The 12,969-nt window shown below is 37.9% G+C and carries 15 protein-coding genes and 2 other annotated features; of the genes, 1 reads left to right on the top strand and 14 read right to left on the bottom strand.

Annotated elements, in window-relative coordinates; genetic code table 11:
• Positions 1 to 25: 25 nt before the first annotated feature.
• Together ACO1DI_RS08385 and ACO1DI_RS08390 are read right to left on the bottom strand one after the other, a co-directional pair.
• Complete coding sequence (locus tag ACO1DI_RS08385; protein ID WP_014458061.1) at positions 26 to 1,111, bottom strand: M42 family metallopeptidase; 1,086 nt, start codon at positions 1,109 to 1,111, stop codon at positions 26 to 28.
• 77 nt (positions 1,112 to 1,188) lie between these two features.
• On the bottom strand, positions 1,189 to 1,677 hold the full coding sequence (locus ACO1DI_RS08390; RefSeq protein WP_042991858.1) for a dUTP diphosphatase: 489 nt from the start codon (positions 1,675 to 1,677) through the stop codon (positions 1,189 to 1,191).
• 132 nt (positions 1,678 to 1,809) lie between these two features.
• Here ACO1DI_RS08390 and ACO1DI_RS08395 point away from each other — a divergent pair, with 132 nt between their 5' ends.
• A complete protein-coding gene (locus ACO1DI_RS08395; protein WP_014458059.1) occupies positions 1,810 to 2,187 on the top strand; it encodes a hypothetical protein in 378 nt (125 codons plus the stop codon).
• A gap of 18 nt (positions 2,188 to 2,205) precedes the next feature.
• On the opposite strand, the gene ACO1DI_RS08400 is transcribed toward ACO1DI_RS08395, so the two are convergent.
• The 12 genes from ACO1DI_RS08400 to ACO1DI_RS08455 all read right to left on the bottom strand — a co-directional run bounded on the left by ACO1DI_RS08400 (position 2,206) and on the right by ACO1DI_RS08455 (position 12,767).
• Entirely contained in the window at positions 2,206 to 2,466 is a 261-nt protein-coding gene (locus tag ACO1DI_RS08400) for a DUF1294 domain-containing protein (protein ID WP_014458058.1), read from the bottom strand.
• Positions 2,467 to 2,527: 61 nt separating this feature from the next.
• The gene (gene rplT, locus ACO1DI_RS08405; RefSeq protein WP_013059425.1) at positions 2,528 to 2,887 is read right to left on the bottom strand and encodes a 50S ribosomal protein L20; all 360 of its coding nucleotides are present in this window, start codon (positions 2,885 to 2,887) and stop codon (positions 2,528 to 2,530) included.
• Between the two features lie 39 nt (positions 2,888 to 2,926).
• Positions 2,927 to 3,127, bottom strand: a complete 201-nt coding sequence (rpmI, locus tag ACO1DI_RS08410; RefSeq protein WP_013059426.1) for a 50S ribosomal protein L35 — start codon at positions 3,125 to 3,127, stop codon at positions 2,927 to 2,929.
• Positions 3,128 to 3,148: 21 nt separating this feature from the next.
• Positions 3,149 to 3,652: a translation initiation factor IF-3 gene (infC, locus tag ACO1DI_RS08415; protein WP_013059427.1), complete on the bottom strand. Its 504-nt coding sequence runs from the start codon at positions 3,650 to 3,652 to the stop codon at positions 3,149 to 3,151.
• A gap of 69 nt (positions 3,653 to 3,721) precedes the next feature.
• Positions 3,722 to 3,844, bottom strand: a sequence feature (ribosomal protein L20 leader region).
• A 171-nt stretch (positions 3,845 to 4,015) separates the two neighbouring features.
• Entirely contained in the window at positions 4,016 to 5,974 is a 1,959-nt protein-coding gene (gene thrS / locus ACO1DI_RS08420; protein WP_153253804.1) for a threonine--tRNA ligase, read from the bottom strand.
• A gap of 43 nt (positions 5,975 to 6,017) precedes the next feature.
• Positions 6,018 to 6,266 (bottom strand) — a binding site (T-box leader).
• A 60-nt stretch (positions 6,267 to 6,326) separates the two neighbouring features.
• The gene (gene ytxC, locus ACO1DI_RS08425; protein ID WP_014458056.1) at positions 6,327 to 7,187 is read right to left on the bottom strand and encodes a sporulation protein YtxC; all 861 of its coding nucleotides are present in this window, start codon (positions 7,185 to 7,187) and stop codon (positions 6,327 to 6,329) included.
• Between the two features lie 96 nt (positions 7,188 to 7,283).
• Positions 7,284 to 8,216, bottom strand: coding sequence for a primosomal protein DnaI (gene dnaI, locus ACO1DI_RS08430; RefSeq protein ID WP_014458055.1), 933 nt, complete (start codon positions 8,214 to 8,216; stop codon positions 7,284 to 7,286).
• A gap of 32 nt (positions 8,217 to 8,248) precedes the next feature.
• The gene (locus tag ACO1DI_RS08435) at positions 8,249 to 9,676 is read right to left on the bottom strand and encodes a replication initiation and membrane attachment family protein (protein WP_014458054.1); all 1,428 of its coding nucleotides are present in this window, start codon (positions 9,674 to 9,676) and stop codon (positions 8,249 to 8,251) included.
• Positions 9,677 to 9,748: 72 nt separating this feature from the next.
• The gene (gene nrdR / locus ACO1DI_RS08440) at positions 9,749 to 10,210 is read right to left on the bottom strand and encodes a transcriptional regulator NrdR (protein WP_013059432.1); all 462 of its coding nucleotides are present in this window, start codon (positions 10,208 to 10,210) and stop codon (positions 9,749 to 9,751) included.
• Between the two features lie 243 nt (positions 10,211 to 10,453).
• Positions 10,454 to 10,840 carry a hypothetical protein gene (locus ACO1DI_RS08445; protein WP_014458053.1) on the bottom strand — a complete coding sequence of 129 codons (387 nt, stop codon included), beginning with the start codon at positions 10,838 to 10,840 and terminating at the stop codon, positions 10,454 to 10,456.
• A gap of 93 nt (positions 10,841 to 10,933) precedes the next feature.
• On the bottom strand, positions 10,934 to 11,314 hold the full coding sequence (gene speD, locus ACO1DI_RS08450) for an adenosylmethionine decarboxylase (protein ID WP_013059434.1): 381 nt from the start codon (positions 11,312 to 11,314) through the stop codon (positions 10,934 to 10,936).
• A 421-nt stretch (positions 11,315 to 11,735) separates the two neighbouring features.
• Positions 11,736 to 12,767, bottom strand: a complete 1,032-nt coding sequence (locus ACO1DI_RS08455; RefSeq protein WP_014458052.1) for a glyceraldehyde-3-phosphate dehydrogenase — start codon at positions 12,765 to 12,767, stop codon at positions 11,736 to 11,738.
• Between the last annotated feature and the right edge of the window lie 202 nt (positions 12,768 to 12,969).

Below are 12,969 nucleotides of genomic sequence, written 5' to 3' on the forward strand. Positions count from 1 at the left end.
ATTCTCCTAGGAGAATGAGCTTTTTTTAATTATACGTAATTGCGTTAACCGTATCACGGTCTAAGCGTTTAATAACTTCCGCAATTAATTTAACTGCATTTTCATAATCATCACGATGAAGCATCGCTGCATGAGAGTGGATATAACGAGTTGCAATTGTAATCGAAAGTGCTGGCACCCCGTTAGCTGAAATATGGATAGAACCTGAGTCCGTACCGCCTCCAGCGATTGCATCAAATTGATACGGAATATTTAATTCATCTGCCACATCTACCACTGTATCTCGAAGTCCTTTATGAGAAACCATGGAAGCATCATATAAAATGATTTGCGGACCCTGCCCCATTTTAGAAGATGCTTCTTTATCAGAAACGCCAGGTGTATCTCCAGCGATGCCGACATCAACAGCAAATGCAATATCCGGTTCAATAAAGTTAGCAGATGTTTTTGCACCTCGAAGTCCAACTTCTTCTTGCACCGTTCCTACACCATACACAACATTTTCATGTGCTTCATTTTTTAAAGCTTTTAAGACATCGATAGCGATTGCACAGCCTATACGGTTATCCCAGGCTTTCGCTAGCAGCATCTTTTCGTTGTTCATAACCGTAAATTCAAAATAAGGCACAACCTGATCACCAGGTTTTACTCCCCACTCCGCTACTTCTTCCCTGCTAGAAGCACCAATATCGATGAACATATCTTTAATGTCAACTGGCTTTTTGCGAGCTTCTGGAGGCAGGATATGAGGAGGCTTTGAGCCAATAATCCCTGTTACCTCTCCTTTAGATGTAACGATGGTTACGCGTTGAGCAAGCATAACTTGAGACCACCATCCGCCTACCGTTTGAAAACGAATAAAGCCGCGTTCATCAATTTGAGTCACCATAAAACCGACTTCATCCAAATGACCGGCTACCATAATTTTAGGCCCTTGTTCATTGCCCACCTTTTTCGCAATCAAACTGCCTAGACCATCTGTCGTTACTTCATCTGCATAAGGTGAAATATATTTCTTCATAACCTCACGCGGCTCACGTTCATTTCCAGGAATTCCTTTTGCATCTGTTAGTGCTTTAAGCATCATTAATGTTTCATCTAACTTTGTCATATGGATTACCCCTTTCATATGTATACCTCTATTATAGCTAAAAAGAGGTTGAAGTAAAATTTCCCATCCCTTTATTTCTAGTATCCTTGTTCTTGACGTTTAAAATTCACTTCATTTTTTGAGATGTACGCCTCTTCAATATGTTCAGCGGAAAAACCAAACATATCGCCAAGCGTCATGTAAGATACAAACATGTTCACATAGTTTTCTTTCGACAGATCCTGCTCGAAAGAAGCAACTTGTGCAAACACCTGTAAAAATTGTGCTGTTTTCGAATCACCTGCTTTTCCATTTGGTAACTCAGTTAAATCATCGTATCCTTTTTCAATCCCTAAAGACAGAATAAAATGTACGCCATCCACAAATTCTTCTAAAATAACAGCGTCTTCAGCCGGGGGTTTAACGCTCCAAAATTTGAAACAGCGCGTTTCGTTTGCCAGCTCTCCCATTTCAACAAGCAGAGCTAAAAGTTTTCTTGGAACCAAGTCTTCCTTATGAAGCTGATGCTTGTCCTCTATATGTTGATCTAGCTGGCGCTGCATGGTAAATAGCTGTTGTAAATTCAATGTAATCACTCCTGTAATTATGTATATCTTCTTCTTTTTAAACCAATAAAGAAATTATATCAAAAATCATGAAACTTTTTAGAGACTGAAACGTAAAGTAAGAAAACTGTGCCTTGTAAAGGAGGGAGCGTTATGTTTGTTATTGTTATCGTTCGCGTGTTCATTTTCGCGCTTGTTGCTTACACACTATTAAAGCTGGTTCAGCATTTTCGCAGTCCAAAGCGGAAGCTTGTAGCAGCTCAGGAACATCAGCAATTTTTTGTTGTTGACGAAAAAACGAATATCCGCAAAAATTTTCTATTAACGTATAAAGGTATTTTATTTGAAGGAGAAAAATACAGCAATCCCAATGAACCAGAATCTTTGTCAATTACAATGGTGTTAACAGATCCATCTCGATTGCATGAACTGCAAAAACAAGATTTCAAGCTGATCGAAAGCCACGTACACGACATGTATCCAAATGCTCCTATTCGCTGGAAAAGCCCCGTTCGAGAATTTTTACACTGAGCACAAAATCATTTGTGCTCAGCTGATAACAAAAAAGAAAAGTAAGTCAAGAGCAGCAAGAATAGGAAAACCTACTTTAAACGATGTGTGCTTCGTTTTATGACGATAGCAATACATGCCGATCAGTCCTCCAAGAGCTCCTCCGATAGCCGCTACCGTCCACAGTGTGCTTTCGGCAATTCTCCACTCATGTCTTTTCGCTTTTTGTTTGTCTCTATACATCATTCCTACCCCTACTATATTAATAACAATAAAATAGGTAAGCAGCAGTTCATTCATGATATGTCCTCCAATAGCAAAAAAGCCTCATCATCTAAAGATGACGAGACTTTATAATCAATTACTTATCTAAGCCTTTTTTAGCAGCAGTTGCTAATTCAGCAAATGCTTTTTCATCAGCTACAGCTAAGTCAGCAAGCATTTTGCGGTTAACTTCAATACCTGCTAATTTTAAACCGTGCATTAAACGGCTATAAGAAAGACCGTTCATACGAGCAGCTGCATTGATACGTGTGATCCATAATTTACGGAAGTCACGTTTTTTCTGACGACGGTCACGATAAGCATACATGTGAGATTTCATAACTTGCTGATTAGCAACTTTATATAATCTATGCTTCGAACCGAAGAAACCTTTAGCTAATTTTAAAACTTTTTTACGACGTTTGCGTGTTACTGTACCGCCTTTTACGCGTGGCATAATTGTTTACCTCCTGTATTGTTTCTATCTCAACCCAAATTACTTAATGTTATCTAATAAGTGACGGATACGTTTGAAGTCACCTTTGCTTACTAAAGAACCTTTACGTAATTTACGCTTTTGTTTTGTAGATTTGTTAGCGAATAAATGGCTTGTGTAAGCACGAGCACGTTTTAATTTACCGCTTCCAGTCTTTTTGAAACGCTTTGCAGCGCCACGATGTGTTTTCATTTTTGGCATGGGGTGTTCCTCCTCGTTCTATTACTTTTCGTTTTTAGGTGCCAAGACTAAGAACATGCTGCGGCCTTCCATTTTAGGAGCCGATTCAACTGAACTTACATCTTCGCAAGCTTGTGAAAAACGTTCAAGTACTTTTTGGCCAATCCCTTTATGAGTAATGGCACGACCTTTAAAGCGAATAGACGCTTTCACTTTGTCACCTTTTTCAAGGAACTTGCGTGCGTTACGAAGTTTAGTGTTAAAATCATGTTCATCAATTGTTGGACTTAAACGAACTTCTTTTAAGTTTACAACTTTTTGGTTTTTACGAGCTTCTCTTTCTTTACGTTGTTGCTCATAGCGGAATTTACCGTAGTCCATAATACGACATACCGGCGGTTTCGCATTTGCAGCAACCATTACTAAGTCAAGATTTACTCGTGAAGCAATTTCTAATGCTTCATTTTTTGATTTAATTCCTAATTGTTCACCGTTTTGATCAATTAGACGAACTTCGCGAGCTCGAATGCCCTCGTTTACCATCATGTCCTTGCTAATAAGTAGCCACCTCCAAGGTTTAATGAGCGAATACGCTTGCTTAGACCAATTATTAACTCACACAAAAAAGTGTGAGTACATACTGCACCCACACTTCTATCGTTTTAATTAAGATACGATGTACCTGCTAACTGCTCTATGCGTCACTCAGGTGAGAAGCGGGTGCTTCTTCTTCTGTATAAACAAGTATTCAATTACTTAAGCTATTATAGTATCAACAAAGACAAAAGTCAATGATTTCGTTCTTTTTTCACAACAAAAGTTATTGTATCAAAGGAAAAACATTTATGCAACAGTTTTTTATAAATGTTGCATAAAAAAGCAGAGAATTTTAATTCTCTGCTTTTTTCATTAACGAGATGCTTCTGCTTTTACATTTTGTAAAAAGGCTTGGAAATCCACTGTTTCTGAATTCTGCTCACCATATTTACGTACGTTTACTGCTTTATCCTCTACTTCTTTATCCCCTACAACAAGCATATAAGGAATTTTTTGCATTTGAGCCTCACGGATTTTATAGCCAATTTTCTCATCGCGAGAATCAAGTTCCACACGAATACCCGCAAGCTGAAGCTGTTCTTGCACTTCTTTTGCATACTCAAGGTGAACCGTCGGTGATACCGGAATCACTTGAACTTGTACAGGTGCTAACCACGTTGGGAAAGCTCCTTTATATTCTTCGATTAAGAAAGCTACAAAACGTTCCATTGTTGACACCACGCCGCGATGAATAACAACCGGTCGATGCTGCTTTCCGTCTTCCCCTACATACGTTAAATCAAATCGTTCAGGAAGTAAGAAATCCAATTGAACCGTAGATAGCGTTTCTTCTTTACCAAGAGCCGTTTTAACTTGAACGTCTAGTTTTGGGCCGTAGAATGCCGCTTCGCCTTCAGCTTCATAATAATCAAGATCAAGCTCATCCATTGCGTCTTTTAACATACTTTGTGCTTTTTCCCACATTGCATCATCATCAAAGTATTTTTCTGTATCTTCAGGGTCACGGTAAGATAGACGGAATGAATAATTTTCAAATCCAAAATCTTTGTAAACCGCTTCAACTAAGCGAACCACACGAATAAATTCTTCTTTGATTTGATCCGGACGTACAAAGATATGCGCATCATTTAACGTCATGCCTCGAACGCGCTGAAGTCCTGATAATGCTCCTGACATTTCATAGCGGTGCATAGTTCCAAGCTCAGCAATACGAATTGGAAGCTCACGATAGCTGTGAATACCTTGTTTGTACACCATCATGTGATGAGGACAGTTCATTGGACGAAGAACAAGGTCTTCGTTATCCATTTCCATTGCAGGGAACATGTCATCTTGGTAGTGCTCCCAGTGACCAGACGTTTTGTAAAGTTCTACACTTCCAAGCACTGGAGTATAAACATGCTGATAACCAAGGCTCACTTCTTTATCTACAATATAACGCTCGATAATACGGCGGATTGTCGCACCTTTTGGAAGCCATAAAGGCAGACCTTGTCCTACTTTTTGAGAGTTCGTAAATAAGTTTAGCTCTTTACCAAGTTTACGGTGGTCACGTTCTTTTGCTTCTTCAAGAAGACGAAGATGCTCGTCTAAATCTGCTTTTGTAAAGAATGCTGTACCGTAAATACGCTGCAGCATTTGATTATCGCTGTCTCCGCGCCAATAAGCACCCGCCACGCTTAATAGTTTAAATTCTTTAATTTTGCCTGTTGACGGCACGTGCACGCCTCGGCAAAGGTCAAAGAATTCGCCTTGTTGATAAATCGTAACCTTTTCACCTGCTGGAATCGCATCGATCAATTCAAGCTTTAGCTCATCGCCAACTTCTTTAAAAAGTTGAATGGCTTCTTCACGAGAAACTTCTTTTCGTTCAATTTCAATGTTTGAATTAACGATTTTTTTCATTTCTTTTTCAATTTTACCTAAATCTTCAGGAGTAATTGATTCTTCCATATCAATGTCATAATAAAAACCGTTTTCGATAACCGGCCCTACACCCAGCTGTACTTTTGTATCTTTGTATAAACGTTTGATTGCTTGAGCCATTAAATGCGCTGTACTATGACGCATAATTTCAAGCGCTTCAGGAGCATCTTGCGTAATGATTTCAAGACTACCATCTTGTTCGATTGGCGTACGTAAATCCAGCAGCTCGCCGTTTACTTTGCCTGCTAATGCTTTTTTCTTTAATCCCGGGCTAATAGAAGCCGCAATATCTTCTGTTGATGATCCTTTTGGATACTCTTTAACAGCTCCATCAGGAAATGTCATTTTGATTACTTCTGACACAACTTTCCACTCCTTTAACATAACTAATAAACTTTTTGTAAAAACAAAAAACCCGTCCCTTATAAAAAGGGACGAGTTGTGTATACACGCGGTACCACCCTTGTTTCCTCTTCGTATCTTGGATAACCCAAAGAACCCGAAGCGGCTCGAGGTTTTATAACGGAAATTCCGTCAGTAATTACTAGAGGCTCTGCTCGTTTACTACTGAAGTTTAGAGGTGGTAAGGATATATTCCGTGTTAGGAGATTTTCAGCCTGGATCTCCCTCTCTACAAACCGTAAATATACACTCATGTCCTCATCATAACTTGTAACATATAGCTGTTTTTCAATATGCATTTATTATATTCATTTTCAAAATAGAAATCAACCTTTCACGTTATATTTTGCTTTTGATCAAACGGAAATTCATTTTTTTCGTATAACATCACTTTTTCTTGAAAGATATTTTGAATGGTGTAAACAAAATCATGGTCATGCTCGTCGCTATACAGATGAATACCAGCTGGAGATAAACTTAGCAAAGGCGCGATAATAGTCGAGTCTATGTATAATGATTCTTGTTTAGATAAAAAGGCCTCTGCTAGAGCTGCACATTCACGTTCAGGAACATATCTACGGTTGTGGTCGTACAATACAAACTTGTTTTTATTCAAGTGCATCACGTACACATCACCGGTAGATGACTGTCTTTCGTTAGCCGCTTGACGCAGCTGATGAATAAGAATTTGATAGTCTTGTTCAAGCTTATATTCATCAATCGCCAGCTCAGCATAATAGCGCAGCCGATCTTGATATTCTTTTAAACGGAATTGGAGAAAAGACTCAAAGGTGAATGTTACATTATGAATGAAGAAGTCTTGAAGCGCCTGGCGGATAAGCAATTCTCTTGGAAGAGAAAATATTTTTTGCGGAATTTCGTCTCTCTCTCCTTCCATAATCCCCCCCATAATTTGAAGCAGCAAATCTTGCTCTTCCTCTTCCGAATAAAAAAATTGTTCTTTTAATATGTTTACCATCATCTTTTTTTCTTTCTTTTTTAAAATCACGTGCGTTAATACAGGTATCACCATGTCTTGTAAAATGGCCTCTCGATTGTATGTCTCATCAATAACTAAAAGCTGATTATTCACCAGCTTCAAGCACTGTGAACCATATGATAAAGCGCTTTGCTTCGCGCATAAAGACTCATATACAACGACTGCGTCTTCTACATATTTAAAGAATATTTTCATTCCTCATAGCCCCCCTTTGGACACGCTTTATTAATGTATATGGGGCAACATGCAAAAAAATGAGCAAGTCGTTACAAGAAATGTAAAACGACCTGCTCATCTATTTCGTTTATTCTCTCCATTCATTTCAACAGGAATGGCTAGAGACTTAATTCGTTCCATGACACGAGCGGCTTTGAGCTCTTCCTGCTCGCCTCTTTGGGTATAAGTCAAATGATGTTGAAGCTCTTTAAAATTTAAATTCGAGCTGAAAAATGTGGGCAAATTTTCGAGCATGCGGAATTGTAAAATGGTTCCGAGCACATCGTCTCGCATCCAGCTCGTTACGGATTCTGCTCCGAGATCATCAAGCATAAGAACCGGTACTTTTTTGACATACTCTATTTTCTCATTAAAGCTTTGATCTTGAAACGAACCTTTTAACTCACGCAAAAACTCCGGAACATACAGAATGGTAGATTTCACTTTCTTTTCGGCTAACGCATTGGCAATTGCTCCAAGAAAATACGTTTTTCCCACACCAAACGAACCGTGTAAATATAAAGCTTTCATTTTCTTGTTTGGCTCATATTCTCGCACAAAATCTCTTACTAGTTTAATCGCTTCAAATCTTCCCTGCTCAATTTCAATATCAGACATTGTTGCCTGTAAAATTTCTTTCGGCACGTACATACACTGAATAAAAGATTCTTGTTCTTTTCGCTCATCTTCTTGTACTTTTCTAGGACAGCGTTCATATTGCAAATCAATATTACGGCCTTTTACAACCAGCTGAGGGTGGTATCCTTTCACCATGTTGACACAGCTTTGCAGAGAAGGACACTTGTCACAGCATTTGCTTTGGTCGATAAATTCATGCATCTTCATCAGGCCTCGGTCAACCATTTGCTCATCTAACTCACGGCGATGCTCTTGCAAAAATGTTTTAACTTCAGGATTAGACAGGATACTGTTTCTTAATGCTTCTAAGCGTGCTTTAAAATCTTTTTTGTTCACTAACTGATTTAGTGAATCATTGATAGGCTTCATCTTTTTCACCTCATCTCTATCATACCTGCTTTTTATTCTTTATGCTTTTGTTTTAGCTCTTGATCTAACTGCTTGAGCTCTTCTTGTAGCTTTCGTTTTTCTTCTTCAAATCCGTCCACTTCTTTTGAAGGCTGCTTTTTCTCTTCTTTTTCTTCATCGCTCAGCCACTCTGGCACCATTTCTTTACGCACAATTTTTCGTCCGGTCGTTTTTTTATTTTGCTTTGCTTCGGTCCAGTTTTGATATTCTTTCTGTTCATTTTTAGCTAAATTCATGGCATCTTGAACAGTTTGTACCTTTTTGCGCGCCCAGTGTCCAGCAATTTTCTCTACATAGCTCTTAGATAATTTCATATCGGATCTTAGCATAACATAGTAAATTAGAACATTTACTACCCCTGGTGAAAGCTTTTGATTAAACATCACTTCTTCAATCATTTGCAAATCTGCTTTTGAAGGCTCTGCTCCCCCGGAAAACTCAATCAAAAGCTGTCGAGGAGAAGTCACTTCAAGCTGTTGAATGAGCTGCTCTTCTTTCGTCTGCGGCTGCTTTTCCTGCATAGTGCGAAGCATAGGCGGCTGAATTTGTTCGCTTAGATTTGGAAGTGCTTCTCCATTTTCAAATTGGTAAAAGGACTGTGCTGCTTTTCTAAGCAATTCAATATCAACTTGATCGTTCTCATTTAGCGAATCGAGCACCACATTTTTCATTTGAAGAGGATCGATACCATATAAAAAAGCTAGCTTTTCAATTGCTTGTTTTACTTTAGATGTAATGGACCTTTTCGAAATCATTGAATCTGTTAGGCCTGCTAAAAATAAATCAAAATCAAAGGAATCCGGGCTCATCTCAATAGAAGCACGGTTTGAAGAATCCATAAAGTCCGTTTGAGCATCAGGAGAAAATACATCCTTGCTTTCAGACTGAAAACTTGGAGCCAGCTCCGTTGCTTTAACTGATTTAAATACATCGTTAAATGAATGCGTCACATCTTTGAACGATTGGTCATCCACGAGTGAATCCGAAAAATAATTTTTTACTTTTTGAAAGATGGATTTTCCTAGTCGGTTATATAAATATACATTTAACACACCATCGTTAAAGAACTGATGGGGCGTAAGAGGAGGAATGAGCTCATAAATGAACACACGAACATCATCTTCTTCCTTAATATATGTTTTTAACAAACCAATGCCTTCTAATTTTAACCGCTCATGGTAAATAGCTTTCAAATTAATTTGCATCATCGACATTAGATGATGATGTGTAGACTCTTTTCCCCATAAACGATCTTGTTCCAGCTCGCTCCATAGCGTCATATACAAACCAAAACACGTCGTGCCCACCAGCGGCTGATAGAGCATGGTTAAAATCCTTCGGTCGTATTCCTGCAGTATGCCGTTCGAACGAACAACATAACGATCGACCGGTATCATTTCTTTCCAATGTTGTTCTTTCATGTCGTTCCCTACCTACTTTTAAAGTAATAGAAATGACAAAAAAAGAGCCTAAAGAATACTTCAATAGCTCTTTTACAGTCGTTCCTTCTTAATTAAATCTTTTAATTCATCAATAAATACATTGATGTCTTTAAATTGTCGGTATACAGAAGCAAATCGAACATAAGAGACTTCATCGATAGCAGCTAATCGCTCCATCACCATTTCTCCTACCACATCTGACTGCACCTCTGATGTACCCTGACTGCGCAGTTCTGTTTCAATATCGTGCACGGTATCTTCTAATTGTTTTAAGCTTACTTGGCGTTTTTCACACGCCTTAATTAACCCTCGAAGGATTTTGTCTTTGCTGAACTCTTCTCTCGCTCCATCTTTTTTTACAACAATTAACGGAAGTTCTTCTACTTTCTCAAAAGTTGTAAAACGATAGTGACACTCTTCGCATTCACGTCTTCTACGAATAGAGCGGCCTTCTTCTACAGGGCGCGAGTCCAGCACTCTCGTTCCATTGTAATGACAGGATGGGCACTTCATATTCTCAGCTCCAATAATAAACCTTGTTTTTCTTTTTATTTTCTCTTATACAAGTTAATTTCCATCTATGTTAGGCGGCTATTCGCCATTTATTATGATTTTTATCATCATTTCCTTTAACAAACACGCTGCTGTATTAAAGGATTTGCTTTATTCCATCTTATAGAAAACAAGGCTTGAATACAAGTAAAGGAAAAGGAATTTCCCCATTTTATTTCCTGAAATTCAAAAATGATAAGGAACTTACGAAGAAAGAGGAATAAGTTTTTGATCAAAGCTCTTATAAAGCGTACGTACAAGTTCTTTGCTAAAACCAAAATCAACCGGCATCACTTTTGATTCTGTTGTAGCAGAAAAATCGATAGCGGTTTCAAGAGGACGTACGTTAATAATGGTAATCACAACAAAAGCTTTTCTTCCTTTTACAACGTTTAAGCTAATTTCTCCTCGTTCTTCATACGCAGCAAGTATCTCTATCCCTTGCATGTGCTTCAACATTTCATGCACTTGCTTAAATGCATTTCCAGCCGTTGTTTTGTAATAATGCGTTTTTAGAGTCGGATCTGAATGGTGATCGCTTGTTTCTACATGATTAGAAAATAAAGATTTAACTGCTTGTACTACCCCCATGTTGTTATCCCCTTTGTTTTTGCTTATTAAAAATTTATATACTAAAAAGAGGTGTGTAATACACCTCTTAACTTACGTAATCAATCGACACTATTAAAGTGCATTCGCTTTAGTTTGTTTTACCTGAACAGGACCCATTCCACGTGGTAATTCAATTGTTTCACGTGTCTGTGCACTTAGAGCATCTGCAATATAATCTGCTGCGATTGTAGGATCTAAATGACCACAAGTATAAACATCGATACTTGCATAACCATGCTCTGGGAAGCTGTGAATCGTTAAATGTGATTCTGAAATAATAACAACGCCACTTACACCTTGAGGTGCAAATTTATGGAACGCTACTTCGCGAACTTCCGCACCAGATTTTAAAGCTGCATCAACAAACGTTTTTTCAATATAATCAATATCATTTAACTTATCGAAATCGCATCCCCATAATTCTGAGATGACATGACGACCCATTGTTTCCATAATGATATTTCCCCCTTTAACAATTTTTAATCGTTAAACATGAAGTTCTTTCGCCATATAGCATGTTAACTACCACGGGGGAAAGTTAGTCCAAAGAGGTCCTAACCCTTTAAGTAGCCACATCACCGAAAGGTACACAAGAAGTTCACGAAACATAGTATACTTTGTTTACATTTATTTTGCAATACGTGTTTTGATTTTATTAAAGATTGTTCTTGCAGATAGACCTATACAAATTACCCCTGTATTCTCGTGAGACAGTGTGTAAAAGCTGCTAAACGACTATTAATTTTTATTAAAATTGAGGAAAATAAACACCCCTTTGCATACTTATCTTATTGCTTTTCCCTATTCTTTTGAATAAAAACAAAAAAAACAGGGCGATAGCTCCCTGTTTTTTTAAAAGCAATCAATAGCTTTCTTAGCTTACTCTTATTTTTGATCCATTACGCATTTCTGCAGCAATATATCTTACCAAATCGACTACGCGCTGAGAGTAGCCCCACTCGTTATCGTACCAAGCTAACACTTTAATTTTATGATCTTCCATTACGATCGTGGATAGTCCATCTACAATAGCTGAATGAGGATTTGTATTAAAGTCAATTGATACGAGTGGTTCCATTGTTAAATTTAAAATATTCTTTAACGGTCCTTCAGCAGCTTTAATAAACGCTAAATTAACATCTTCCATCGTCACAGGTTTCCTTACATCCACAACTAAATCGACAAGCGATACGTTCGGCGTTGGCACACGCAGCGCCATCCCGTGAAGCTTTCCTTTTAAATGAGGAAGAACTAATGAAAGTGCTTTGGCTGCTCCAGTTGTTGTAGGAATAATTGATTGAGCACACGCACGGGCTCTCCGCAAATCTTTATGCGGATTATCGATATTTTTTTGATCATTTGTATATGCGTGAACGGTCGTCATTAAACCGTTTTCAATTGTGAACGCTTCGTCTAACACCTTGACAACTGGAGCTAGACAATTTGTCGTACAAGAAGCATTAGAAATAATGTTATGCTGGTTCACATCAAACTCTCGTTCGTTTACGCCCATCACAATAGTAATATCTTCTTGTTTACCCGGTGCTGTTAATACAACTTTTTTCGCACCTGCTTCAATATGTAACTGCGCTTTTTCTCTTGAATTAAATTTCCCCGTTGCTTCAACAACTAAATCAATCCCAAGCTCTTTCCAAGGCAAATTCAGCGGATCACGTGAATTTAATAGCTGAATTCTTTTACCATTAACAATTAGCGCATCATCATCACATTTTACATCTCCATTAAACGGTCCGTGTATAGAGTCATATTTGATTAAATGTGCTAACGTTTCTGCTGGATAAGATGCATTTATTGCAATAATATCTAAATTTTCCTCTGTGATCGCTGTGCGAAACACCATTCTTCCTATTCTCCCAAAACCATTAATGGCAATACGTGCTTTCATGGCTATACCCCTCTCTATATGTGTTATACTATTTAACTTTTTATATTGAATAGTATAACATAAATATTTAAAAAGTGAATAATATTAATTTTTTTTAATAAATTATTTTAATTAAGTTTTACTATATGTATATAGCGAGAACAGATATTTAACACATTCTTTTTTAGAAGCCCTTAAATATTCACAATAAAAAAATCCGAAC

Origin of the sequence: Priestia sp. 40 (assembly GCF_049368575.1) — a bacterium.
GTDB lineage: Bacteria > Bacillota > Bacilli > Bacillales > Bacillaceae_H > Priestia > Priestia zanthoxyli.